Below are 24591 nucleotides of genomic sequence, written 5' to 3'. Positions count from 1 at the left end.
GGTTGGTTAAAAAGCCGCATTCGAAAACTCCTTCCCCATGACGATGGCTTGCGGGCTGCCATCGAGTCAATCCTCAAGCAAGCAGTGTCCTAACCTAAGTGGCTTTAGCTATACTGCTCAAACTCTCGCTGAGCAACGCTAGACCCCGCTGCCCAGGCTCGCTCAACATACTGGGGCAGCAGAGCTTTCACATCTACGGTGGGGAATGCGAGGCTGGTAGGGCGATCATCGTAGCTGGAGTCGGTGAAGATATGAATATTTAACTGCCCCTGGCGATAAATCCAGACCTCTGGCACTGCCAGCATTTGATACACCTCTAACTCAGTCGAAGAGGTGAGATCGACTTTAATCGCTAAGTCTGGTGAAGGGTCGGTCGATAGGTCAATGCGCTCTTTGCCTAAAACGGCCTGCCAGTTTTGAATGTAAAAGCAGGCGTCGGGTTCAGCACCAGCCTGCCGTAGGCATTTGAGGGTAACGGGGTTGAAGCCATGCCAATCTCGATTTTGATGCCGCAACAGTGCCGTTACCAGGTTAGCTAGGGTGCGGCTACGATCGCCATGGCCTGCCATGGAAGCCATAAGCGAGATCTGTTGGGTGTGGGCGTTGAAGCGAATTTTGATGGCGGCATCGTCGCGACGGCTGGCGAGCAGGGTCTCGTAGTCGTCGCAGGTTTGGTAGTGCAGGGTAACGGTGCTGCCGGGGGGCAGCTGAATGCGCTCTGGACTGACGGTGAGAACCATGGTGCCTCGGTGAGTTAGGCTTGGCGGGTTGTTGCGATCGTAGTGCAAGATTAAAACGCTGGGGGCCTTGGATGTGTAAGCACCTACAGCCCACTAGCTAATAATGTTGAGGCGATCGTGCCTAGCAACACCACGGTTGGGGTTTTGCTAAAGTTGAGATCCTTTAGGCCCGAGAGAAATAACTTGCCTTCTGGCAATTCGCTGAGATCTATCACAAGCTATCCTCTAGCCGGCCTAAGAAACGCTTAACGTCCTCGTTTCGCTTATCTACGCGCTGCTTCAACCCGCCGAACGATTAATCTCCCACCCGCGTGCGTAATAATCCATTCCCCGGCTGAGCTTTTCTCGTGCTGAAGGAAGCGCCCATATAACTTGCGGTGGAGAGGACATTCGCGTCGCCTTGCGATCAAGCCAACCTCTAAGCCGACTCCACCATCGTTTGGTCGCTGGTGGCGGAGTTGAGTAACGACCGCCGATCCACTGAAAATCTGACACTGCCAGAAAGTCGTTTTCCTGATCCCAAAACGAATTAAGAATCGGGAGCATTACTCTCTCTTCCTGAGAATATGGACGGTGGCGAGTCCATAAGCTCAAACGAATGACGGCCTGACTAGACCCGAAAAATGGCGTGGTGGGATCGGCACCACAACATTGCTCTGTCCACCCTTCCCACGGATTGGCTATTGCGTCTTTCCGGCCATCCTCGGTCAGCAACGGCAAAGGTCCGGCAGGTACGTGCCAAAGACAATGCTCTCCGTCAGCAAGCTTACTGACCTTATCGACGGCCTTCCATCTCTGCCGATAACCGTTATCCGGCAAATCAGAAAACGAAAAACTCGACCCTTCAGAAGCGTTCTCTCGGAGACTATTGACCGCCATCGTCAAGCGGTCGTGATACGCCTCTTGGACCGATCGTTGACCGTCAGCGACAATGATTGCGAGTTCGGAATCGGTGTTGAGCCGCTCTATCAGCAGAGCAACATCTGCGTCGTCAATGAAACACGAAAGAGCTGGCATCTGCGCTGCTTCCTCACTGAACAGTTTATTGAATCCTCTGATCTGCCTACTTCCCACTACAGGGTAGATAGGCAAATTATTTACCGCCCAATTCCTCCTACAGGGCAGATGGATTGCGAATAATCTGCATAATAGCGCCGTCTCAATCTGCGAAACCTCAGCCTCACCCCGAGCGGGTGCCTACACGTTCAGCACTGTGAGCTGGCTCAGTAGGGGGTCAACCAGAGTTTGGTGCTTGTCGGCTAGCAGCTGCTCCATATAACTAACCAGCCGCTGGCCTTGCTCCAGGTTGGGCACATAGACCTGGCCGTTGGGTCGGGTAAACAGTGGCGTAGTTGCCAGAGTCGCCAGCTCGTCGCTGGCGGGCACCAGTGCCGAGGTGCTGGGTAGCAGACCGGGAGGCAGGCGACCTTCCAGCAGCGCCATCAGGTGAGCCTGACAGGCATCAACGTTTAGACCCCGTTCTTTGAGCAGGTGCAGCATGCCGCTGAGGGGCATGGGTTGCTCGGGCAGGGTACGCAGTACCTCCATCAGCAAGAACATGTCACTGTACTGGTGGCGGGTGAGGTCGAGCACCTGGGGATAGCGCACCAGGTTGACCAACCCATAGGTGACCCGACTACAGCTGGGGGGGCGATCGCTGTGGTACGTATCCTGCACGATGGTGGCATTGGGGAACTTTTGTCGCAGCCAGCGGGCGATCTTGGGTAACGAGGCGCTGCCGCCGGTACAGATCACCTGGTTAATGACCTGGCTGCTAAGTCCGGCCTCGCTCAGCAGGCGGTTGACGTGGCCATTGATGCGCTGAATGTAGGGCAGGATAATCCGGTCTTCTAGGTCTTTGCTGCGCACCACCCAGCGCTGGTCGGCCAGCTCTAGCTCAAACTGGGGCTGGTGTTGAAGAATAATCTTCAGATGCCGCGCTGCTTCTAGCGCACTTTGGCCCAGCAGCGAGGTTTCTAACCGCTGGTAGAGGCGCTGGCGACGAGCTATATCGGGCTCGGCAGGGCGGGGCATCTCGCAGCCGTCGATGTCGAGATCGCTCCAATGAGTGCCGTCTAGCTCGGGCATGGCGGCCTGCCAGCCCCAGCCGGTGGATTGCGGCGATCGCCCAGTGCCCTCAGCGGGGCGACTTTGGCGACGTTCGGCGGGGTGCAGCAGGTGGCAAATAATGTCGAGGTCAATGGCGTCGCCCGCATAGCTCATCGAGTGCAGGGCAAAGTCGCTGTAGGAGAGTTCACCCAGGGCCCTGGGCAGAGCGACAATGCCCACCTCGGTCACACTGGCTCCAGCGGAGAGCACCACCGTGCCCCCAGTCCAGGGGCAAGCGTAGAGGGCCTGCTGCTGTATGGGCTGGCCGTTGCCCTCGGGCAGTGGGGTTGAGGGGTCGGGTAGGCCCGAGAGCACAGCGGCGATCGCATCTTCTACAAAATAGATATCGTCGGGGTTAGCAGTGAGCCCTGCCCCTATCACTGCCTCCCGCAGGTTAAAGGTGTAGGTATCGGGCCAGTTGGCCGGGTAGCTGACGACGACCCCGTTTAGGGCTTGCATTGCCTGAGCGATCGCCTCGGCATCGAGGCCGACGGCACCTACCGTAAAGGCAGCCTCTGGGGTTAGCCCCACGGGCAGGGTGGCCAACAGCCGAGTCAGGCTGTCTTGGAAGACGGGTAGGGGAATGCGATCGCGATCGGACCACTGCACCTGGGGTTCAGGACCGTCTGCCCTTGTAAACGGAATGCCTAGCTTGAGATAGGGCTTTAGCGCTTTGAGCAACACCGCACCCTGGTCAGCAGTATCGCCATCGCCCCAGTTCACGGTCAAGGCCGACGAGCCTACTGACTGCACCTGGTAGCCCTCGTCGTTGGCTTCCACCGAGGCCAACGATGGCAGCCGAAAGAACTTGTCGGCGGTTACCCCAGAGATGGCGTTGTCAACCCAGTAGAGAGGATAAACCTGGCCACCCCGACGCTCCAAAAGCACCGCCGATAGGCCTGTAGTTCCCACATCCAAACCCAAAAACCACAGCGGGGTGGGTGCAGCAGGCGCTGGTTCAGCATCCACTGGAGGCCCTGGGACAACGGCATCGGATTGCTCGATCTCCAGATTGGCAGGAATCTCGGGTTCAGCGGCGGCGGATTCAAGCGCCTCAGGTTCAACAGCGTCAGGTGCAGGGGTTTCGGGCTCGACAATCTCGGGTGCTAGGGGTGCCGGAGGCTCTACGATCGGCGCGACTAAATTGCTTGGATCGGTGGCCAGGATGGATTCAGGGCCAAAGTCCATGTCTGCCAGCAGTTGGTCAAGCTCTAGGAAGTCTGGCGGGGCTTCTGGTTCCGGGATCTCAAGTTCTGAGGCCGCTACGTCTGGGAAGTCTGGCTCTGACTCTGGGGCGATCGCGTCCAGTTCAACAGCATTTGCCTCAGGGGCAGCGGTCTCAAAATCGAAGCTGTCAAAGGTCAGGTCATCGACTGCCATCGGGGCAACGGCGATCTCTTCTACGTCCTCAATGGGTTCATCAAAGATGTAGTTTTCGGGTTCATCCAGAGCAGGTTCTTCGTCCTGAAGCCAGCCCGCCTCTATCGCTGAGGTAAGAGGTGGTTCTATAGAATTATCCAAACTGCTCAGGCTAGCCTCTGCTTCAGCGGCTTCATCCTGGGCAGGGGTAGGTTCTCCCAGCCAGTCTTCTGCAAAAAAATCTAGGTCGGCGCGGGGGGCAGCAGCGGGTTCTGAATCGAGGCTTAGGTCTAGGTTCAGATCTAAACTGGTGGGAGCGTCTGTTAGGGGGCGATCGCTCTCTAGGTCAAACTCAGCTAACAGCGAGTTATCGAGGGGAAAGCGAGGCTCTGGTTCTGCGATCGCCTCACCGCCATCCAACGGCTCTAAATCCAGTGCCCCGAGGTCTAGATTCCCGAAGTCCTGGGGTTCAAAGTCCTGGGGTGCAGAATCTAGGCTGTCAAGCTCAAGGTCTAACTCAAGGCTCGGCTCTGAGGAAAATGGGGTTAGAGGTTCCCCCAGTAGCGCATCGAGATTGATGAAGTCAATCATCGCCTCCATCGAATTGGCTGTCTCTGCTGCCGCCGCTTGAATGGGGTCGGCGGGTTCTGGCTGCTCTGCTAACGAGGCCGGGGTTTCTTCAAAATTGGCTCCAGCGGCATCCAGAATATTGTCGAGACTGATTTCCCGCTGCCAGTCAGTGGCCGTCTCTATCGGAGCGTCGGCCATAGTGTCGTCAGTCGCCAAATCGCCTAGGCTAGGCTCATCCGCACCAGGTTCGTCTAGGCTCAGATTCAAGTCATCGAGAGTCATCGAGAGATCAGACGCAGCAGACTCCGAAGGCGTAGCAGATAGTCCCCAGGTTTCTAAGGTGAGCCCTGGATCCGTTGGCTCAGCACCTAGCGGATCGCCCAGGCTGGGCTCATCCCCAACGGGCTCGTCTAGGCTCAGATTCAAGTCATCCAGATTGATTGAGAGATTCGGCGCGGAGTCCGACTCCGAAGGTGTAGCAGGTAGTTCCCAAGTCTCTAAGGTGACCCCTGGCTCTGTTGGCCCAGCATCTAGAAGATCGCCTGGGCTAGGCTCATCCCCAACGGGCTCGTCTAGGCTCAGATTCAAGTCATCCAGATTAATTGAGAGATCGGGCGCGGAGTCCAACTCCAAAGGCGTAGCCGGTAGTTCCCAGAGTTCTGAGGTAAGCGCTGACTCCGTCGGTCCAGCCTCTAGCGGAGCGAAGGCGTCAGGTAACTCACCTTCTAGATCGAGCTCCTCTAGGGTGAGGTTTTCTGAAGCCGGCTGTGCAGCGGGGACCGAGTCGGAGAACAATTCGGCCATGGTGTCGCCCGGTGAGTCGGGCTGGCGGGCCGAGTCGAGGGGGCTGCCCATCTCAAAATCAGCCGGCGTAAACTCAGCCGGGGGCGGCGTAGAAGGCGCTGGGCCAGGGGCTTCTCCAAACCCAGTGGCGGCTAGATCGTCTAGGGTAGTCTCTTCCAGTTTTGGGTCGGGAGCCAGCGGGGTCAGCGGGTCGAGGGTCAGCTCTCCTAGCAAATTCTCTAGGGTGGGGGAGGGGCCAGTGGCTCCTGTGGTGGGGCCACTGGAGGGGGGAGAAGGTTGAGCTGGCGCAGGGGGAGATAACTCGGTGAGATCGTCAAGGGTCATGCCCGACTCGCCCAGGGCAGGTTGCTGGGGTTCTAGGCTTAGATTTAGCTCCGCCAGAATAGAGGCCAAAGAATCGCTAGCCGCCGTCGTAGGGGCCTCATCCATGACACCAAACAGACCGCTGGACTCAGGCTGCTGGGGCGGGGTCACGTCGCCAAAAAGGTCGATCGCAGGTTCTGCTAAGGGGGCTTCTGGTGCAGGTGCTTCTGGTACAGCCGCATCCCCGAACAAATCGAGACCGGCTTCGTCTGGTTCAGGGCCATCTAGGGTAAGCGCTGAAATATCAAACAGATTCAAGCCGCCATCTCTGGGGGCAGCCGTCTCTGACTCTGACTCACTGAATAGATCAAGGCCTGAGGGCTCAGCAACGGGGGCAGGCGGGTCGAGGGGCTTAGCTTCTGCATTGGTTACAGGGCTGTCAAACAAGTCAACGCCGTCGGCCTCTACAGTAGGTTCATCTAAACCAGGCGACGGCTGCTTAAGCTGACCAAACAGATCAACTGCGTCCTCCCCGGGAGAGTCATCTGAGGCAGGGATTGCGAATAGATCAAGGTTCAGGTCATTTATGCCTGAGTCATTCACAGCTTCATCAACGCTAGAGGCCGACGGATCAGAGTCAAGGCTGACGTTCTCTAGGGCAGGCGAATCGGAGACGGGCGACGGCTGATCGCCCTGCTCTGTCTGTAGTTGATCTAAGGTAAGGTCTGTCTGGTTTGTCTCTAACTGGTCTAGGGAGAGGTCTGCCAACGCTGCGTCGCTGAACAGATCGATGCTGGGCACATCCTCAGGGAAGGTCGGTTCTGGCTCTAGCGACTCAAGCTCTAAGCGATCGAGATTAGACCAATCTGAGGTTGGCTCCGCCGCGGGTGGCTCCATCGCTGGGGATTGCTCGAACGAGTCGATCTCTAGATCGCTCAACTCCACCTGATCTAAGGCGGCGGTGGGAGAGGTGTAGGCTTCTGTACCAAACAGGTCGAGGTCTTGAGTCAGCTCTGTAGCAGTGGGCTCGTCGCTAAACAGATCGAAGCCAGGCTCCTCTGGCATGGCGGCCTCGGTGAGGCGATCGGGATCGGGGGGTAAGGTGTTGTCAAGGGCAGGCTCTTGATCGGCGAAAAGATCAACGCCAGCAACGGCGGAGGGTGGCACATCGCCAGAAGATTGGGGAGGCACCTCAGCAGGCGAGTTGAATAGCTCTAGAGAATCAGTCAGATCCAGCTCTGCGTTAGTTGGCGACAGACTCTCAGACGCGATCTCGGTTTCTAAATTTTCTAGATCTTCCTGGAGCTGGTCAACCATAGTGTCGGCCATCGCTAGGTCGTAGGTGCCGGTGGTGGGCAGGGCGTCTTGGGCCAACAGGTCTTCTTCGGGGGAAGCGGCCATAAACCCACCCAGCAGGTCTTCGCCATCGCTAGTGGCAGTCTCTGAGTTTCCTACCTCTCCGGGGCTGGCGGGCAGCAAATCATCGAAGGATTGAATGGTGTCAGGAAGATCGAACCCCTTGGCGGGTGCTAGGGAGCCGAGGCTGAGATCTGGGCGATCGCCCGAACTTTTTCCTAGCAAACTGCTCAGGTCAAGGCTGGTGAGGTCAGTAGCCGCGTCGGCCTCGGCTATCTCAGCTGCCTGGGTAAGCAGGGTTAGGTCGTCAGGACGGGGCAGATCGCCAGTTGGCTCTGATAAGGCGATCGCATCAGACTCATTTACGGCCACCGCCTCACTCAGACGGTCGATCTCCAAAAGATCATCTAGGGCATCCCCTGGGTCAGCGGCCGGCGAGGGCTCAGTGGCATCAGCAAAAAATCCGCTGCCAAACAAGCTTTGGTAGAGATCGTCTAAGCCTGAATCAGCCTCTACCCCAGCGGCCACCACCTCAGTCGCGGGGGCATCACCGCTGGGCAGCGACACCGCTGGAGAAGGGTCGGGGGCAGCGGCATCGAGGCTGTTGAGCAACTGCAAATCAAGGGGTGAAGATGCGTTGGCCTCGGCAGCGTCTAGATCGGCATCCAGGTTGTCGTCAAGCTGGAGTTCGGTAATTTCATCCTCAATTTGCAGCAGGGTGAGCTCGTCGTCACCTAAATCATCTAAATCGTCAAAGCCAATATCTAGGGTCTCTAGCTCCAACTCTGCCTCTAGGTTGGACGACCGATCACCCCCATCAGCAAAGGTATTCGTGCCCAGGGTTTCAGGGGTAGAGGTTTCAGTCTGGGGCTGGGGTAGTTCGCGCCGCTGACCCGGCTCTAGATAGGCCAGGGTTTCGGCGTTAACTTGCTGACCCAGATGGGTCACCAGGGCGCTAAACATCAGCTCGCCCTGCTGGCCCAGGGTGTGCATCTGGTTGAGCCCCTGGTTGAGCGAGTCTTGGTAGCTGTAGATGCTCTGTTGCAGCGTGTCAAACACCGATCGCATTGACTGATCGAGCCCCAGCATGAGCTGATCAGACTGGGCCTGTAGCTGCTTGAGAAACTCAAGCCGCTGCATTGGGGTCAGGCCAGTGGCGTCGCCATCGGCAAACCCCTGGGGAGACTCCATCAGCCCGTAGGCCGTGGCCGTGGCTGACTCCAACCGCTGCACCGACTGGTTCACCTGGGCGTTGAGGCGGGCCTCAAGCTGCTGAGTCATCTGCTGTAGGGCTGCCTCCCAGCTGGGGGGCAGCTGGTGAAGGTTGGCTCCCTGGTCGATCTGCACGCGCTGCTGCTGAAGCTGCTGCACCTCTTGCAGCAACAGTTCCCGCTGCTGCCTGAGGGTCGCCACCTCATTGCGCAGGGGGTCGAGAATCTGCATGGTCTGCCCGCGCAGGTACTGCATTTCTTGCAGTAGCGCCTTGAGCACCTGGCTGGCGGCGGCGGTAGTCGGGTCGTTGGGCAAGCCGCTAGTAGGCGCAGCCTGAGCTTCGGGGGTGGCTTGCACCTCGGCCAGGTAGGCCCGGGCACGGGCCAGCAGCTGGCGCTGATTGGCATCATTCGACATTACCCAGGGCAGCCGCGGCGCGGCCTCCCCCAAGATTGAGTCAATTTCGGCTACCAGAGCTTCCAGTTCGTCCTGCTGCACGGCTACCCCTTAGTGTTTACCTTGTACCCCAGCGATTGCCAAAGTGTATGTCAGGCGACTGCAAAAATCACGTCAGACCATACCTTAGCGCCGCTGATTTCAATGGATGCGCCTCTACCCTGCGAGGTCACTAGAAGGGGCCGTTAAGACAAGACACCTCTGATGGAGCTAGCCCTAAGGGTGATGGCCCTTCTGGGCCGGTCTTTGACCATCGCCCTGGTCGAGTAGTGGAGGAATGATATAGTGCTAAGACTTTGGATTCCGCCGCTAGGCCACCAGGGGAAGATTCTACCCCTACCCTGGGATAGGATGGGTTGAAGCGATTTAATATCACTAACTTAAACAAAAAAATTAATGTTGGGGTGATAAATGGATGCCCGCTACAACCCTCGAGATACGGACGCCGACCTCAAATTAATTCGTTCGGCGCTGCTATTTCAGGATCTGCCAGAGGAGGATGTAGCCGAAGCCACCAGCCATGTGGTCTCTCGTCGTCACCCGGCCAACCAGGTGATTTTGCTTGAAAATGACTGGGGCAGCTCGGTTTACTTCATTTTGGAAGGCTGGGTGAAAATCCGCACCTACAACCTCGACGGCAAAGAAGTCACCCTCAACATTTTGGGCAAGGGCGAGCTGTTTGGCGAAATGGCCCCCCTTGAAGAAGTGCCCCGCTCCACCGACGTGATTACCCTGGTGCCCACAGTAATTGGCAGCATGCCCGCCAGCGACTTTGTCAAACTGCTCAACACCCAGCCCCTGGCCGGCATTCGCCTGTCGCAGCTGATGGCTCGGCGGCTTAGGCAGGTCAACCGTCGCCTACGGCTGCGTGAGTCTGACAGCACCTCGCGGGTAGCCGATATCATTCTCTTTTTGGCAGACGGGCAGGGGCAGCGCAGCGCTAGCGGCATCGAGATTCCCAACCTGCCCCATCGGGAGTTGAGCAGCCTCAGCGGTCTGGCTCGGGAGACGGTGACCCGCGTACTGAGTAAGCTAGAAAAGAAAGGGCTAATTGTGCGGGATAAAGACCTCATGAGCATTCCCGACATCAACGCCCTAGAACGTCTGCTGGTTTAGCCATTCATGAGTCACCCCCCTGACCCCGCCCCTGGGGCTAAGTTTGTGCCCCCGGTTGATGACGCTGCGAGCGAGTTCGATGGGCTAGACACCTACCTGGAGTACCGCGTCTCCGAGGCCGAGGCCGATGGGCCTGATCTGTCGCATCGCCTCAAGTCTGGCCCCCTGGCCATGGTTGAAACGGCCTTTTTGGCCAGCACCGCCGCGCTGATCTGGCTGGTGAATACCTACTTTCCGCCGGGGCCGATCTTGCGGCTGCTGTTTCCGCTGCCGATGGCCCTGGTGTATTTGCGCTGGGGGCCGAGGGCTGCGTGGATGTCGGCTCTTGTGTCAGGGCTGCTGCTGTCGGTGCTGATGGGGCCACCCCGCAGCCTGCTGTTTCTGATTCCCTATGCGCTGCTGGGGGTGCAGTTGGGCTTCTTTTGGGTGCGGCGGACCAACTGGTATGTGTCGATCGCAGTAGGGTCGCTGCTGGGCACTATTGGCTTTTTCTTTCGGCTGTGGCTGTCGTCGGTGCTGGTGGGCGAAGACTTATGGGTGTATTTGACCACCCAGGTCACCCAAATGCTGAACTGGGGGCTGGAGCGCTTGGTGGGCCTAGGCGTGTTGGATGTGGGCGTGCTGGGCCAGGCCAATGTGGAAGCCGTGCAGATCTTAGCCCTGGTGTCGGTGCTGGCGAGCAATGTGGTGTATCTGTTTACGGTGCATCTAGCAGCCTGGCTGCTGCTGGGGCGGTTGGGGGCGAAGATTCCGGAGCCGCCGGGGTGGGTGCAGGATTTGTTGAAGGAATAGAAGGGCGCAAGGTGAAAGGTACAGGGTTCAAGGCTGAACTTAGACCTTAAACCCTACACCCGGCACCCTAAACCCTTTTCTAACGCGTAGGGTGGGCACTGCCCACCAACAAATGGAGTTGCCACAGTACTTAACACTGGCCCAACCCCGATCGCTCCGTATCAGCTCTGTGCGTTATATGTCTCCGATTAAAATCTACACCCAGCTTCAGCACGGCCAAGCTTGGATAGAACGAGTGCGGGGGTTGCGTCCGGGGCTGGTGCTGACGCTGGGGTTTACGGAGACGGGGTTGGTTGAGGGAATTTCGGCGGCGGGGGCGACTCCGCGCGATCGCCGCTACACTGCCCTAGCCGATGCTGAATTTATGGTCAATGGCCTCACGCCAGTTCCCAAGTTTCCGCTGCCACCGCTTCAGGCCGGGGCTTCTCCAGCACTGATTTCTAGGGCTGTCATTGCAGAGCAGGGCATTCCCCTCGTCGTTCTGAATGCTGGATTGCCCCAGCCGCCGGCTGTACCCCATGTGGATCTGGGGGGTAAGCCAGCGCAATGTCTGAGCACGGGGGCGGCTTTGCCGTTAGAGGTGGTGCATCACCTCTGGCGGCAGGGGTTAGCCCAGGGGGAATTTCTGGGTGACGAAAGCGACTACCTGCTGTTGGCGGAGTGCGTGGTGGGGGGCACGACTACGGCCCTGGGGCTTCTCACCGGGTTGAGGGTGGATGCGACGGAGCGAGTCAACAGCAGCCACCCCACCTGTAATCACGGTCAAAAGCAAGCCTTGGTTGCCGAGGGATTGTCGCGCGCTGGCTTGCTAGATCGGTCCCATCCTTTAGCGGTGGTGGCGGCGGTAGGCGACCCGATGCAGCCGATGGTGGCGGGATTGGCGATCGCGGCCAGCCGTGCCCGACCGGTGCTGCTGGCGGGGGGCACGCAAATGTTGGCGGTCTATGCCCTGATGGTGGCAATGGCGGCGGCGGAAGGCTGTGACTGGAATCCCCAGAACGTGGTGGTGGGCACCACTCGCTGGGTGGCGGAGGATGCCACTGGGGATACGGTGGGGCTGGCGGAGCTGACGGGGGCCTGTTTGATGGCGATGCAACTGAGCTTTGCGGAGTCGCGGTTTGAGGCGCTGCGGGCCTACGAGCAGGGGTTTGTGAAGGAGGGCGTGGGGGCTGGGGGGTGTGCGATCGCAGCTTCTCTCTACCAAAACTGGGGCCAGCCGCAGCTTTTGGCGGCGGTAGAAGCGCTGCTAGAGCAAAAGTCTCAACTAGAGCAACTTTAGGGCCTTACTAACCCGCTGTACCAGAGCGCCAAGATTTTCGAGTTCTGCATGGCCACTGTATTAGGCTGAGTTGACCAACCTTTGCCAAATTTGAGATTGGTGAGGTATTACCTACAATCACCACAAGTATTTTGTTGCTTATAGAGCTTCCAGGTTTTTCTGAAATCGGCGACATCATAATGAAGCAGATGTCTCGATCAGCCAGCAACTTTTGAAACTGCATTCGGTGCAAGCCTATTAATTCGCTAGCTTTTCCCAAGCTGGATTTTATCCTGCCGAAATAACATCAGCACAATTTCTAAAAATAGCTCCCGCTCTGATAAGCCGCTGGCTTTTACCAAATCATCTGAAGTTGTTAAGCTCATAGCTAGCACTCTAGATCTTAAATCTTGTCAATTACCCTTCAACCGGCGGTGTTGGCAAAACCACAAGTTCACCAATATCAACAGTAGGAGGTTGCGAGAGCGCAAAGAGAACCGTCCGAGCCACATCATCGGGACGCAGTGCATCGGGCTTTGGGTCATCAAAGAATGGTGTGTCCACCATCCCCGGTTCAATCAGAGTGACACGCACCCCAGTGCCTCGCATCTCCTCTCGCAAGTTGTAGCCGATCGCTGAGACAGCCCATTTCGAGGCTGAATACATAGACCCCCCCAGCACTTTGCGCCCTGCAATCGAGCCGGTAATAATGACGTGACCTTTGGCTTTCTTTAGTTCTTCTAAGCTGGCCCGCAGCGTGTAAGCAACGCCCAGAATATTGGTGTTAACAATGCGCTGCCAAGACTCAACCGGAGCCCCCGAAAACCCACCTGGTTCGCCGCCACAGCCAGCATTAGCAAACACCGCATCTAGACTGCCAAACGCCTCTACTGCATTGGCTACTAACTTTTCTTGAGCTGCATAATCGGTGACATCACACGCAAAAGTCCGAACCCTATCGGCACCTAGTTCTTGCGCCAATTTATCTAGCTTCTCAGTAGAGCGGGCGGCCAAGACAAGGTTAAAATTTTGTGCTGCCGCCTGCCGGGCGGTTGCGGCACCGATACCTGTAGATGCGCCGGTAATCAGTAGAGTTCTAGAACTCGACATGTTAAGTCTCCTACTCTGCCACGAATCTCCATGGTTATCTTGCCACAGATGCCGATTGGGCAAGGGCAGCTAGGGTTTGGGGCGCTAGACCGAATCACGTCGATGCGCCATTTCCGCCTCTCCCAGGGGCAAACACACGGCAAAGCAGGTGTGCCCCGGTGCAGACTCCACAGAAATTGTGCCGTGGTGGCGGTTCTCCACAATGCGAAGTACCGTTTCGAGGCCCAGCCCCGAGCCTTTGCCCACCCCCTTGGTGGTAAAAAACGGCTCATAAATACGCGACTTAACCTCCGGCGGAATGCCCGGCCCCGTGTCAGTAATTTCTACCCGAGCGTCGCCCTGAAAGTGACAGGTACGCAGGGTAAGAGTCCCCTTCTCACCCATCGCATCGATCGCATTGTCGATTAAATTCGTCCACACCTGGTTAAGTTCGCTACCGTGGGCCATCAGCTTAGGCAGCGTCGCATCGTAGTTGCGCTCGACCTTAATCCCCTGCTTCAGCTTGAAGGCAAACAGCCGCAAGGTGTCTTCCAGCCCCTGGTGTAGGTCAACCATCTGCTGCGCACCCTGATCCATATAGCTGTAAGACTTCATCGATTTGACCAGGGTGGCAATGCGCTCGGCCCCGTGCTGGCCACTCTGAATCATCGACATCATTTCAAAGGAGAGGGCCAGCCAGCGAATGCCCATATCGCGCAGCTGCGTGGGGTTATCGCGCCAAGGGGCCATCAGCTTTTCCAGCGTAGGAATGGTGATACCCGCCAGGGCCAGAGGTTCGGCCAGTTTCCAGGCTTCGGTGGCGCCGTAATCTTCGAGCCAGTCGAGCAGTTCCTCTTCGCGATCGCTGAGGGTCGCCGCATTAGCCCCACACTTGAGAATGGTCTCGTAGCCCGCATCGCGCACCCGCTGCCACTCTGCCGATTCTTCTTCGGTGGCGTTGGTCTGGCCGTAGAGCATATTCATTTTCTCTAGCTCGCGAATGGCGGGCACCATTTCGCTGAGCGATCGCACCAGCGCCGCCGCCGGGTTATTCAGCTCGTGGGCCAACCCAGCCGAAAGCGTACCTAGAGCCGCCATCTTTTCGCGCCCGCGCAAAAACGACTCCAGCCCCCGCACCCGTGTCTGCATCAGGCGAAACACCATGCGCTCAAACTCGCGGCACTCATGCAGCAGGGTGAGAAAGTCAGCCCCGGCGATCGCGTGGATCTCGCAGTTACTCATGGCTTGCAGGGTTACCGGGGCAGGTTCATCCGTCAGCACCGGAATTTCGCCGATATAGCCGGGGCCTTCGTGCTGGCCGATGGGCATGGCGATGCCCTCACTCTGACGAGTAATGCCCACGCGGCCCGAGACAAAGATATAGATCGTGGTAGTGAGATCGCCCTCTTTGACCAGATATTCGCCCTTGGAGAGCTGGAGGGAGGTGGCGCGATCGCATACCCACTCCAACCGTTCCTGGGGTAAGTGGTTAAAGGGCACAATCGCTTTCAAATGTTCTAGACAAAGTGCTGACGCGCTCATCGCACCGCCCCCAAATACTGGTGAACAAACTGCACGCAGATCGACCCTTCGCCCACGCCAGAGGCCACCCGCTTGATCGAGCCGCAGCGTACGTCGCCCACCGCAAACACACCGGGCAGACTAGTCTCCAGCAGAAAGGGGGGCCGCTCCTGCGACCACACCTGGTGGGGCGGCACGCCAGCACTGGCCAAATCTGGCCCGGTAAGCAGGTAGCCCCGGCCATCCCGCTGCACCAAATCCTCCAGCCAATCGGTGTGGGGAGTGGCCCCAATGAAGATGAATATGGACTGGGCCGGCACGGTTTCGGTGGCCCCAGTGATAGCGTTTTGCAGCACCAGCGCCTCTAGCTGCGTATCGCCCTTGGCTTCGATGACGCTGGTGTGGGTCTGCACCGTGATGTTGGGCGTCGCGGCGATTTGGTCGATCAAATACTGCGACATGCTTTTGGTCAGCGAGTCGCCCCGCACCAGCATCGTCACCGACTTGGCATACTTGGCAAAGTTCATCGCTGCCTGCCCAGCGGAGTTGGCCCCGCCGATGATGTAGACGTCTTCCCCTTCGCAGGCCAGGGCTTCGGTCTGGGCCGCGCCATAGTAGACCCCCGCCCCAGCAAACTGCTCCAGCCCCGTTGTGTCGAGCCGCCGCCACGAGACCCCCAGGGCCAAAATCACCGCTTGGGTGCTGATTTCGCTGCCGTCGCTGAGAGTCAGCAGCCGGTAGTCGTTGTCGGCTCGCAGTGACTGCACCGACTGCGGGGTGAGAATTTCGACCCCAAAGCGGCGGGCCTGGCTGACGGCGCGGCGGGCTAGATCGCTGCCGCTTAGCCCTACCGGAAAGCCCAAGTAGTTTTCAATGCGGGAGCTGGTGCCCGCCTGCCCACCGGGAGCCTCGCGCTCAATTAGCACTGTGTGCAGCCCTTCCGAAGCGCCGTAAACTGCTGCCGCCAGCCCAGCGGGGCCACCCCCAACAATTACTAGGTCGTAGAAGGGCTTGGCCGCCGTGGTTTGCAGACCAATGCGAGCTGCCAGCTCGGTGGTGCTGGGCTGGCGCAGGGGTTCCCCATCGGGGAACAGCACCAGGGGCAGTTTGGCATGGGTCACACAGCCCGCCAGGGTGCGGGCCTCCTCGCTGCGCTCCACATCTAGCCAGCGGTAGGGGATCTGGTTGCGAGCCAGAAAGTCTTTGATTTCGTGACTTTGCGGGTTCCAGCGATCGCCCACCACCCGAATGCCTTCGAAGGGGGGCCGAAAGTTGGCCTGCCAATCGGCCAGCAGATCGTCAATTACCGGGTACAGCTGCTCCTCCGGCGGATCCCAGGGCTTCATCAGGTAATAGTCGAGGCCGACCTCGTTGATGGCGCGAATAGCGGCATCGGTGTCGCTATAGGCGGTGAGCAAGGCCCGCTTGACGTCAGGCACCAGCTCTATGGCCTGCTCTAGAAACTCCACCCCGCTCATCTCGGGCATGCGCTGATCGACCAGCAGCAGCGCCACCGGGTCACCGCGTTGAAGGATTTGTTGAAGGGCTTCGAGGGCCGCCGCCCCAGAGCTGGCCCGCATAACGCGGTAGTGCTCACCGTAGTGCCGCCGCAGGTCGCGGGCGATCGCTTGCAGCACATCCAGGTCGTCATCGACAGTGAAAATAATCGGTTTGGCCACGGCAAACACCTAAAGGGGGGCCTGAAGGGGGCAATTGGTCTAGCCTTTGACGGTGAAGAGATAACAGCCAAAGGCGTTGCTGCCCAGTGTAGCCGACCGACCTTTCAAAAATCTGCGTGGAGCTATACCTCAGTCACTGCTCACAGGTGCCTATAGATCCACCGGGTGCTGTCCGTAGTAGGGCAGCACTGACGACCAATCGGGGCGATCGCCCCTCAGCCAGCGCCCATGGGCCAAGGCCAAAACCTGCACTACTGTTGCCGCTAGGTCATCCTCAGCGATCGCGCGATGTAGGGGCTGGGGACATTGGGCCAGCACCTGCTCCCAGGCCGCTGCCGTCAGCACCTGGTTGGGGTGGGATGGCTCTAGACCGTTGGCGGTCAATTTATAGATGGCAGTAAACAACTGCTCCCGCCGGGCCTGCATCTCCACAGCAATATCTGAAATAGACCCAGCCGGAGATTTGTCTAGGGCCCGCTGGGCCACCGCCGCCAAACTCGACACGCCAAACAGCGGTATCCCTAGCTGCTGAGCTAGGGTGCGCGCCGTCACTACCCCAATCCGGGTGCCGGTAAAGCCCCCCGGCCCCTGGGCCACCGCCAAGAACGAGAAATCTGTCCAGTTACAGGGCGCGATAAACTCCATCAAAATGCTGTGCAGCTGGGTTGACAGGTCGCGCCCCAGGGGCCAGGTCTGGTGGCGGGTTTCGCCGTCAAAATTACTCAGGGCCAGCCCCAGGTCGGGGCCGCAGGTGTGAATCGCTAGACCTAGCATGAACGTAGATTGGGTATCCAAAAGACCAGGAGTTTAAGAATACAGGAGCCAGGAGCAGGGTAGACCCACCGCTGCATCTTCGACCGTCCTAGCCGCCGAGTTCTTTTGCAGTTCTGGTACTAGTAGATCAAGAGTCAGGATGCGATGCTTGCGATCGCATCAACGAGGAGCATTGGCAGGTCAACCAACGTCAGTAACGAGGGCCGGGGTTTTGTCGAGTACCGAGTCAACTTTCGGTAACTTTTATAAAGCCTTTTTCGTTACACAGAAAAATTGTCAGATGCTCCCAATAATGAATGTATCCGGCCATCGGTCCTGATATCTGGTATTGCTACGGTTGCCCCATGAAAAATCGCTGTCTTCCCGCCTGCCTGATTCTCCGCAACTTGTGCGTCATCTTGACCCTGGTTGCCGGAGGCGTACTGATAGCGGCAGACACCCACTCCTCAGCCAACCAACAACAGCAGCAGACGACCGCCCTGAAGCAGCTGTTTGTCTATCAGATCTTGCTGAGTGCAGAGCAAAACCAGGAGTAGACATTATCTGGCAGTTCCATGGTTGACTCCAAAGCGGCGGCAAGCGCCTTTAAGACAGCCGTAGTCAGCCACCTCAATCAGGTAGCCCCGGTGACCGCCCGAGCCATGTTTGGCGGCTATGGGCTTTACTGCGAAGGCATTATGTTTGCCCTGATCGCCCAAGCAACGCTTTATTTCAAGGTCGATGCTGGCAACCAGGAGCGCACCGAGGTGGGTATGGGGCCGTTTGTGTACCACCGCGACGGCAAGGCTGTGACCATGTCGTACTACCAACTGCCCCCTGCTGTCTATGACGATTTGGGCCTGCTGCATAGCTGGGTTGAGGCTTCGGTGGCGGCCGCTCGGCGGGGCAAACGAAAGTAGGGGCACAGCATGCTGTGCCCCTACAAAATTCACGCTATTGAACTGAAGTTTTCGCGTACAGATTTGTTCTGCAAATGCTCGTTCCTTGAATGGAATTGAGGGGAACGACCATTTGCTCTAGGGCACTTCTCTAAACTCCGATCGCAGAGGGCACGGGGTCTTTCTTCGCTTTCCTAGGTCGATTGATTGGGTCCATATAGGCTTCCAGGCGCTTGAAGATAAAGGACGCCAGGGAGGTTAGTACCAGATAGACGATCGCCACCGCTAGATACACCTCAAAGGCGCGGTAGGTGGTTGCCACCGTCAGCTGGCCCTGGCGGAACAGTTCTTCAAAACCAATTATGGCGGCTAAGCTGGTGTCTTTGATCAGGGTGATGAACTCGTTGCCCAGGGGCGGCAAAATGCGCCGAAAGGCCTGGGGAAAGACGACGTAGCGCATGGTTTCGACCGGGTTCATAGCGAGGGATTCACCCGCCTCCCACTGACCGCGATCGATGGACTGAATGCCGCCGCGCAGAATTTCTGCCAGGTAGGCCGCCACGTTGAGGCTCAGGGCCAGCACAGCGGCAAAGATGCGGTTAAAGCTGAGTTCAAAGCCCAGGCTCTGGAACAGGGCAGGCAGTCCGAAGTAGATCATAAACAGCTGCACCAGCATGGGCGTGCCGCGAAAGAAGTCGACGTAGATGCGGCACAGCCAGCGCAGGGGCTTAATGGGTGAAATCATGGCAAAGGCCACCAGCGACCCGCCGATCAGCCCAAAGAAGAACGAGAATGCCGTCAGCAAAATCGTGATCCACGCGCCGCGCATCAGGTTTTGAAACAGCCGTCCCCAGGCCAACCCCCTAGCGGTACCAGCCTCCGCTAGGGAGGGAGCCACCGCCGGTAGCTCAGGCGGGTCAGCAGAAAACCAGCGCTGATAGATCTCGGCGTAGGTGCCGTCTTGCAGCAGGGTGTCGAGGGCGGTGTTGATCTCTGCTAGGGCCTCAGAATTTTTCGGCAGGGCAATACCGTAGTATTCCTCTGTAACCAGCTCGCCCACGATTTTGATGCCTTGGAGGCTGGCTTCGTTGATGGCGTAGAGGGTGACGGGCAGGTCGTTGACCACCGCATCGACGCGGCCATTGAGCAGCTCTTGCAGGGCCAAAGGCGCGCTGTCGAAGGTGCTGATGGTCGCCCCCTCAACCTGTCCAGCCTGCTCAGCCCCGGTGGTGCCAATCTGCACGGCGATGCGCTGACCCGCCAGGTCTTCTAGGGAATTGATGTCGGTGGTGCTTTCGCGCACAGCGATCGCCAGGCCTGCCTCAAAGTAAGGCCGCGAAAAGTCGATGGTTTGGGCCCGCTCGGCGGTGATGGTCATGCCGCTGATGGCCGCGTCGATGGTCTGCGATTGCAGGGCCGGTACCAGCCCGTCAAAGGGCAGGCTGATGAACTGCACCTCGCGCCCGGCGGCCTCGCCGATCGCCTGCATCAGCTCAATGTCAAAGCCGGTGAGGCTGCCAGTGTCGTCATCTCGCATTTCAAAGGGAGGGAAGGCGGGTTCGGTGCCCACTTCCCACACCGCTGGCGTATCTTGGGCGAGGCCGGTCAGCTGCGCCGCCCCCACCCCGAGCAAAACCCCCAGCACTAACGCTAAACAGCGCTTTACCCAGCGCGAGCCAAACGGACGAAAAACCATAGTCGGCGGCACTCTACAACAAATAGCTTCCGGCAGCTTCCGGGCGATCGCAATCCGGATTGTGTTGCACCATAGTCAATTCTCTCCGGGATAAAATGTATTGTGCGACACAGATGTCTCCGGTTGCCAGTGATTCTCTGGTAGTGATTAAGCTTTGTCATTGCGCCCGCCCATGACGACCACTATGCCCGCGATCGCCACCCCCGTGATTGCCTGCGAAAACTTGTACAAAAGTTACGGTTCGCTGGAGGTCTTGAAGGGGGTGAGCACCACCTTTACCAAGGGCGATGTGGTGTCGATTATTGGCCCTTCGGGCTGCGGCAAAAGTACGTTTCTACGCTGCCTCAACCGGCTAGAGGCCATCAACCAGGGCCACCTAGAGGTCATGGGCCAAGACATGTCGGCCCCAAAACTGCCCTGGAAGGCGCTGTACTACCTGCGCAGCCAGGTAAGCATGGTGTTTCAGCATTTCAACCTGTTCCCCCACTTGACAGTGATTGAGAATCTGATGCTCTCACCCCGTAAGGTGCTCAAGCATTCCGACGCCGACTGCCGCGACCTGGCCAGCCAGTACCTGGCTAAGGTGGGCCTAGGCGATCGCGCCGACGCCTACCCCGAGCAGCTCTCCGGTGGGCAAAAGCAGCGGGTGGCGATCGCCCGCAGTCTCTGCATGCGGCCCGAAGCCATTCTGTTTGACGAGCCCACCAGCGCCCTCGACCCCGAACTGGTGGGCGAGGTGCTGGGCGTCATGCGCCAGCTCGCCGAAGAGGGCATGACCATGATTGTGGTCACCCACGAAATGCAGTTTGCCCGCGAAGTCTCCAACCGGGTGCTGTTCTTCAACAACGGCGTCATTGAAGAAGAAGGCATTCCCACCGAGGTGTTTAGCAACCCCCGCAGCGATCGCCTGAGATCTTTCCTCAGCCGCCTGAGTCAGCATCAGTAAGGTTTAAGGTGTAGGGTCCAAGGGGTTGCCCTAGACCTTATACCTTGCACCCTGAACCCCACCTCCTTCTCTCCGCTTTCACCAATCCCAGCAGAATTCCATCTACTAAAGATTGATCTAAGCGTGGATCAACGCTAAGATTAGAATCTTTGGAAATTGCTTCCAACGTTGGACATTGTTCGGAGAGTAAACGTTTATGGCGCGATATAGAGGCGCTCGCCTGCGGGTTGTACGCCGCTTGGGTGAGCTACCGGGTCTGTCCCGCAAGTCCCCCCGTAAGGCTTATCCGCCGGGGCAGCACGGCCAAGACCGCAAGAAAAAGTCTGAGTACGCAGTCCGGCTTGAAGAAAAGCAGAAGCTGCGGTTTAACTACGGTCTGACCGAAAAGCAGCTGCTTCGCTACGTGAAGAAAGCTCGTCGGGCCGGCGGTTCGACCGGTTTGGTGATTCTACAGCTGCTTGAAATGCGGCTCGACAACACCGTGTTTCGCCTGGGCTTTGGGCCGACCATTCCTTCGGCGCGACAGGTGGTCAACCACGGCCACATCTGCGTGAATGGCCGCGTGGTGTCGATTCCTAGCTATCAGTGCCGTGCCGGTGATGTGATCACCGTGCGCGATCGCGAAGCTTCTAAGAAATTGGTTGAAGCCAACCTGGAATTCCCCGGTTTGGCCAACGTGCCTGCCCACCTTGAGCTTGACAAAGCCAAGCTCACCGCCAAGGTCAACGGCATCATTGAGCGTGAGTGGGTGGCCCTCAACGTCAACGAACTGCTTGTGGTTGAGTACTACTCCCGTAAGGCCTAAGGCTGCTGGTCATTACTGGAGTTTGTTTGCTGGCCGAACGGTCATCGCTTACCGCCCATAACGCATTACTCTTACTCAATTAATTTGTAGTTTGGCTCCTGGCCCGTCAGCTAGGAGCCATTTTTTTGCGATCCCCGGCTTGTGACTCTGGTTTTGCGTCCCTGGATCAAATTCGTGAGAATAAAACTACTCCCTATTGCGGCTGAGCCTATGCCTTGCCAGTTGTGCCAGCGTCCCGTAGACGATCTCACCGAACACCACCTAATGCCGCGCCAGTATACCCGGCGACGCCACCTGCCGACCAGCGAGACGGTGCTGCTGTACCGCCCCTGCCACAAGCAGATTCATACCCTATTTGACAACCACACCCTGGCCCGCGACCTGAATACTTTAGAGCAGCTACAGGCAGAACCCAGGCTCCAGAAGTTTGTCGCCTGGGTTCGCAAACAGCAGCCCAATAAGCGGGTGAGAAGCTATCGATAGCGAGCGGTGCTAGGTTTTAGCCCTGGCCCTGGCAGTCTCAGCAGGTGTGGTTAGTTTGCCGTTGTTATGGTGCACCACCAGCACTGAGCAGTCGGCATGGTGCATGACGTAGTTACTCACACTACCCAGCAGCAGTTCGCTCAGGCCCCGGCGGCCGTGGCTGCCCACCATAACCAAATCAGCGCCCCAGGAGCTAGCTATGTTGCAGATGGTGGCAGCGGGCTCCCCAGAGGTCTGAGTAAATTCGGCGCTGACGCCAGCGGCTCTGGCGCGATCGAGTTCTTGCCGCAGTTGGGCAATGCCCTGGGCCTCAAACTCTTCCCAGCGTTTTTGGTAGAGCCGCCAGGTCGAGTCTTCAAGCACGGGGTAATAGGCCTGGTACGAGCGAATGGGAATGCCAGGGCTGCCTTCTTCGTAGGCCGAAAGCACATGCACAAGCATCAGGTCTGCCCGAGTGGCTTCAGCCAAGTCGAGGGCTTTTTGCAACACCTCGTGGCGACGGGCAGAATTGTCGAGAGCAACCAGAATTTTCTTAAACATGGCGGCGAGTCTCCTGTTTTACAGGCCCGCGTTTTAGGCTCTCCGTTTCACGTTTTTGGGATGCAGCGATAGAGACAGTGATGGAGCCAGGCCAGGGGCAATGCGGCTACACCTCTATTATAAAAAGCCCAGTAATCCGGCAGGGCTGGCCGTAACAATGCCTTACGGTGAACGGCAAAATTGGGCTTGGGGCTTCACTGTTCTTAAGGTGGTGCGATCGCGCCAGGGCCTCTTTAATTTGGAGCGGAATAGATAACTCTTCGCCTAACGGCTACGGCATTGCAGATAGACCGGCATTCTATCGACGGGGTAGATCAGCAAATTCTGTTTCAGGTTTTCCACCGACGATCGCCCATTCACCAGCTCCCAATCAAAGTGCCGCAGCAGATAAGCCAGCATCAGGGTTGACTCCAACATGGCCAGGTGTTCGCCCAGGCAGCGGTGGGGGCCAGAGCCAAAGTCAATCATCAGCGGTGCTGGGGTCTGGCGATCTTCAGTGAGCCAGCGCTCGGGCCAGAATTTCTCGGACTGGGGATAGGTCTCGGGGTCGCGCCCGGCTCCCAGCATTGACCAAAACAGGCGTGCTCCAGCCGGTACTTCAACGCCGTCAACGACGATGTCGCGGGTCGCTTGCAGCGACGTGGTGCCCGACGCAACGGAATAGAGCCGCAGGGTTTCTTTAACCACCCCTTGCAGGTAGCTCAGCTGCTTGAGGCTGGCCAGCGTGATGGCGTCTTGATCGTCAAAAACGCGATCGACGGTGGCCTGGGCTTGCTGAAACACCGAGGGGTTGAGCGCCAGCTCGCCCACCGCGAGAGATAGGGTGTGCGCAGTGGTGTCTGTACCGCCAATCAGCAGTTCCACAATTTCGGGCAGCAGGGTGGCGCGAGTGTAGCGAGGCTCTTTGGCGGCAATTTTGACCAGCATCGATTGTTGGAACAATGGGCTGGCTTTTTCTAAGGCGGCGGGGTCGCCGTCGCGCAATTGCAGAGCCAGGTCGAGGCGCGATCGCAAGCCGTCCTCCAAATAGTGACGGGCGGCCCAATAGTCCTTGCTCGCCTGGGTGGGCAGGTATTTTCTCCAAGCCTTCTCGCCGACGGCCATCCGCAAAAACCGATAGGTCAAGACCGCCATAGCGTCGTAGGTCGGCTCAATCTCCAGGGGCGGGCCTTCGGGGCTGGGCTGGCTGGGGTCGATGGGAATGCCCAGCACCAGAGCGGCAATCACCCGCATGGTCAGCTCCACAAACGGCGGGTCCATAGGTACCGGTTCCCCCGGCAGGGTGGCTTGTAGCTGGGTCACAGTCCGGTGACAGGCTTGATCGACTAGGGCAAAATAGTGGCTCACGCCGCTGGAGCTAAATTCTGGGTTCCAGGCCTTGCGGCGCCACTGCCACTCAGGCCCATCTTGTCCAATCATGATTGGCCCCATCAGGTCGTTCCAGGCGCGCTGCGACTGGCCGGTGCGTACCAGGCTACCGTCGCGGGTGCCCTGCACAATGGTGCTGTCGATCAGTTTGGGCTGGCTGAGCACCAGCACCGGATAGCCAACCCAGTAGACATACTTGGGGCCAAATTCCTTAGACCAGTCAAACAAAATCTGAAAAAGCTGCCGATTTTTGACCGCCCCTAGCAGTTGGGGAATGTTGCCCAGCAGCCAGTGCTGAGGCGGAGAGGGCTGCGATCGCAGCGACTTAAAGCGCTGCTGTTTAGCCCACCGTTGCCACCCCAATAGACCGATCGCTCCCAGACCAATTAACGGTAGCAAAAGAAGCGGCGCACCCAACAACTGAGTCATAGGAGGTATCCGCAGAGGACAAAGATGCGCCGATTATACAGGCCTTGGTTTGGCTATCTAAATCCGATCAATCACACTTAATTAAAGATGCGTCTGAGTGCAGGAATACGACTCAACAAACCATAGTCCAACAGCAGCACAACGACAAGTGAAAGGCCAACTAGGGGAAAGACCAGTCCCAGAACCGCAACGATTGGGTAGTGTTCTAGACCTGTGTATGGGTTGTTATATAGGTCGCCCAAATTCATAGCGGTTGATGAACAGTCCAATCACGGTGTCATGCATCAAGACAGATTTAGAGAAGCAAA

At 58.0% G+C, this 24591-nt stretch carries 18 protein-coding genes and 1 pseudogene; 8 read left to right on the top strand and 11 right to left on the bottom strand.

What is annotated here, in order from left to right; translation table 11 throughout:
• Positions 1–104 precede the first annotated feature (104 nt).
• The 3 genes from H6F57_RS25420 to H6F57_RS25410 form a co-directional block, all read right to left on the bottom strand.
• Positions 105–740 carry a Uma2 family endonuclease gene (locus tag H6F57_RS25420; RefSeq protein ID WP_190631776.1) on the bottom strand — a complete coding sequence of 212 codons (636 nt, stop codon included), beginning with the start codon at positions 738–740 and terminating at the stop codon, positions 105–107.
• A gap of 279 nt (positions 741–1019) precedes the next feature.
• Entirely contained in the window at positions 1020–1757 is a 738-nt protein-coding gene (locus tag H6F57_RS25415; protein WP_190631774.1) for a hypothetical protein, read from the bottom strand.
• Positions 1758–1937: 180 nt separating this feature from the next.
• On the bottom strand, positions 1938–8951 hold the full coding sequence (locus tag H6F57_RS25410) for a hypothetical protein (RefSeq protein WP_190631772.1): 7014 nt from the start codon (positions 8949–8951) through the stop codon (positions 1938–1940).
• 369 nt (positions 8952–9320) lie between these two features.
• Here H6F57_RS25410 and H6F57_RS25405 point away from each other — a divergent pair, with 369 nt between their 5' ends.
• The 3 genes from H6F57_RS25405 to cobT all read left to right on the top strand — a co-directional run bounded on the left by H6F57_RS25405 (position 9321) and on the right by cobT (position 12096).
• Positions 9321–10025, top strand: a complete 705-nt coding sequence (locus H6F57_RS25405; RefSeq protein WP_190631770.1) for a Crp/Fnr family transcriptional regulator — start codon at positions 9321–9323, stop codon at positions 10023–10025.
• A gap of 6 nt (positions 10026–10031) precedes the next feature.
• Positions 10032–10817, top strand: a complete 786-nt coding sequence (locus H6F57_RS25400; RefSeq protein WP_190631768.1) for a DUF2232 domain-containing protein — start codon at positions 10032–10034, stop codon at positions 10815–10817.
• Positions 10818–10995: 178 nt separating this feature from the next.
• Positions 10996–12096: a nicotinate mononucleotide-dependent phosphoribosyltransferase CobT gene (cobT, locus tag H6F57_RS25395; RefSeq protein WP_190631766.1), complete on the top strand. Its 1101-nt coding sequence runs from the start codon at positions 10996–10998 to the stop codon at positions 12094–12096.
• A gap of 107 nt (positions 12097–12203) precedes the next feature.
• Here the strand turns inward: cobT and H6F57_RS28490 are convergent.
• The 5 genes and pseudogenes from H6F57_RS28490 to tsaB form a co-directional block, all read right to left on the bottom strand.
• Positions 12204–12461: pseudogene (locus H6F57_RS28490) on the bottom strand (UPF0175 family protein).
• Positions 12462–12492: 31 nt separating this feature from the next.
• Positions 12493–13185, bottom strand: a complete 693-nt coding sequence (locus H6F57_RS25385; protein WP_190631764.1) for an SDR family oxidoreductase — start codon at positions 13183–13185, stop codon at positions 12493–12495.
• Positions 13186–13269: 84 nt separating this feature from the next.
• Positions 13270–14706, bottom strand: coding sequence for an ATP-binding protein (locus H6F57_RS28150; RefSeq protein WP_190631762.1), 1437 nt, complete (start codon positions 14704–14706; stop codon positions 13270–13272).
• Positions 14703–16364, bottom strand: coding sequence for a response regulator (locus H6F57_RS25375; protein WP_190631761.1), 1662 nt, complete (start codon positions 16362–16364; stop codon positions 14703–14705). Before H6F57_RS25375 ends, H6F57_RS28150 begins: the two co-directional genes overlap by 4 nt.
• Before the next feature lie 150 nt (positions 16365–16514).
• A complete protein-coding gene (tsaB, locus tag H6F57_RS25370; protein ID WP_190631781.1) occupies positions 16515–17138 on the bottom strand; it encodes a tRNA (adenosine(37)-N6)-threonylcarbamoyltransferase complex dimerization subunit type 1 TsaB in 624 nt (207 codons plus the stop codon).
• Between the two features lie 344 nt (positions 17139–17482).
• Here tsaB and H6F57_RS25365 point away from each other — a divergent pair, with 344 nt between their 5' ends.
• Together H6F57_RS25365 and H6F57_RS25360 are read left to right on the top strand one after the other, a co-directional pair.
• Positions 17483–17674 carry a hypothetical protein gene (locus H6F57_RS25365; protein WP_190631759.1) on the top strand — a complete coding sequence of 64 codons (192 nt, stop codon included), beginning with the start codon at positions 17483–17485 and terminating at the stop codon, positions 17672–17674.
• A gap of 18 nt (positions 17675–17692) precedes the next feature.
• The gene (locus H6F57_RS25360; protein ID WP_190631757.1) at positions 17693–18037 is read left to right on the top strand and encodes a TfoX/Sxy family protein; all 345 of its coding nucleotides are present in this window, start codon (positions 17693–17695) and stop codon (positions 18035–18037) included.
• A 130-nt stretch (positions 18038–18167) separates the two neighbouring features.
• On the opposite strand, the gene H6F57_RS25355 is transcribed toward H6F57_RS25360, so the two are convergent.
• Positions 18168–19712: an ABC transporter permease subunit gene (locus H6F57_RS25355; protein ID WP_190631755.1), complete on the bottom strand. Its 1545-nt coding sequence runs from the start codon at positions 19710–19712 to the stop codon at positions 18168–18170.
• 172 nt (positions 19713–19884) lie between these two features.
• On the opposite strand from H6F57_RS25355, the gene H6F57_RS25350 reads away from it, so the two are divergent.
• The 3 genes from H6F57_RS25350 (at position 19885) to H6F57_RS25340 (ending at position 21946) form a co-directional block, all read left to right on the top strand.
• Complete coding sequence (locus H6F57_RS25350) at positions 19885–20658, top strand: amino acid ABC transporter ATP-binding protein (RefSeq protein ID WP_199294910.1); 774 nt, start codon at positions 19885–19887, stop codon at positions 20656–20658.
• Positions 20659–20854: 196 nt separating this feature from the next.
• A complete protein-coding gene (rpsD, locus tag H6F57_RS25345; RefSeq protein ID WP_073610655.1) occupies positions 20855–21463 on the top strand; it encodes a 30S ribosomal protein S4 in 609 nt (202 codons plus the stop codon).
• A gap of 210 nt (positions 21464–21673) precedes the next feature.
• Positions 21674–21946, top strand: coding sequence for a hypothetical protein (locus H6F57_RS25340; RefSeq protein ID WP_190631753.1), 273 nt, complete (start codon positions 21674–21676; stop codon positions 21944–21946).
• Between the two features lie 9 nt (positions 21947–21955).
• Here H6F57_RS25340 and H6F57_RS25335 read toward each other — a convergent pair whose 3' ends face one another.
• Both H6F57_RS25335 and H6F57_RS25330 read right to left on the bottom strand, forming a co-directional pair.
• Positions 21956–22486: a universal stress protein gene (locus H6F57_RS25335; protein WP_190631751.1), complete on the bottom strand. Its 531-nt coding sequence runs from the start codon at positions 22484–22486 to the stop codon at positions 21956–21958.
• Positions 22487–22750: 264 nt separating this feature from the next.
• On the bottom strand, positions 22751–24283 hold the full coding sequence (locus H6F57_RS25330; RefSeq protein ID WP_190631749.1) for a cytochrome P450: 1533 nt from the start codon (positions 24281–24283) through the stop codon (positions 22751–22753).
• Positions 24284–24591: the final 308 nt, after the last annotated feature.

This window comes from Leptolyngbya sp. FACHB-60 (assembly GCF_014695775.1).
Taxonomy (GTDB): Bacteria; Cyanobacteriota; Cyanobacteriia; order Phormidesmidales; family Phormidesmidaceae; genus Nodosilinea.
The sequence above is the reverse complement of the archived record's forward strand: the minus strand, read 5'-3'. Positions and strand labels throughout refer to the sequence as shown.

What these genes read in the sequence shown, in the direction of transcription:
- H6F57_RS25420 (WP_190631776.1), bottom strand. Translation starts at nt 740, where the DNA reads ATGGTTCTCACCGTCAGTCCAGAGCGCATTCAGCTGCCCCCCGGCAGC.
- H6F57_RS25415 (WP_190631774.1), bottom strand. Translation starts at nt 1,757, where the DNA reads ATGCCAGCTCTTTCGTGTTTCATTGACGACGCAGATGTTGCTCTGCTG.
- H6F57_RS25405 (WP_190631770.1), top strand. Translation starts at nt 9,321, where the DNA reads ATGGATGCCCGCTACAACCCTCGAGATACGGACGCCGACCTCAAATTA.
- H6F57_RS25400 (WP_190631768.1), top strand. Translation starts at nt 10,032, where the DNA reads ATGAGTCACCCCCCTGACCCCGCCCCTGGGGCTAAGTTTGTGCCCCCG.
- cobT (WP_190631766.1), top strand. Translation starts at nt 10,996, where the DNA reads ATGTCTCCGATTAAAATCTACACCCAGCTTCAGCACGGCCAAGCTTGG.
- H6F57_RS25385 (WP_190631764.1), bottom strand. Translation starts at nt 13,185, where the DNA reads ATGTCGAGTTCTAGAACTCTACTGATTACCGGCGCATCTACAGGTATC.
- H6F57_RS28150 (WP_190631762.1), bottom strand. Translation starts at nt 14,706, where the DNA reads ATGAGCGCGTCAGCACTTTGTCTAGAACATTTGAAAGCGATTGTGCCC.
- tsaB (WP_190631781.1), bottom strand. Translation starts at nt 17,138, where the DNA reads ATGCTAGGTCTAGCGATTCACACCTGCGGCCCCGACCTGGGGCTGGCC.
- H6F57_RS25365 (WP_190631759.1), top strand. Translation starts at nt 17,483, where the DNA reads ATGAAAAATCGCTGTCTTCCCGCCTGCCTGATTCTCCGCAACTTGTGC.
- H6F57_RS25360 (WP_190631757.1), top strand. Translation starts at nt 17,693, where the DNA reads ATGGTTGACTCCAAAGCGGCGGCAAGCGCCTTTAAGACAGCCGTAGTC.
- H6F57_RS25355 (WP_190631755.1), bottom strand. Translation starts at nt 19,712, where the DNA reads ATGGTTTTTCGTCCGTTTGGCTCGCGCTGGGTAAAGCGCTGTTTAGCG.
- H6F57_RS25350 (WP_199294910.1), top strand. Translation starts at nt 19,885, where the DNA reads ATGACGACCACTATGCCCGCGATCGCCACCCCCGTGATTGCCTGCGAA.
- rpsD (WP_073610655.1), top strand. Translation starts at nt 20,855, where the DNA reads ATGGCGCGATATAGAGGCGCTCGCCTGCGGGTTGTACGCCGCTTGGGT.
- H6F57_RS25340 (WP_190631753.1), top strand. Translation starts at nt 21,674, where the DNA reads ATGCCTTGCCAGTTGTGCCAGCGTCCCGTAGACGATCTCACCGAACAC.
- H6F57_RS25335 (WP_190631751.1), bottom strand. Translation starts at nt 22,486, where the DNA reads ATGTTTAAGAAAATTCTGGTTGCTCTCGACAATTCTGCCCGTCGCCAC.
- H6F57_RS25330 (WP_190631749.1), bottom strand. Translation starts at nt 24,283, where the DNA reads ATGACTCAGTTGTTGGGTGCGCCGCTTCTTTTGCTACCGTTAATTGGT.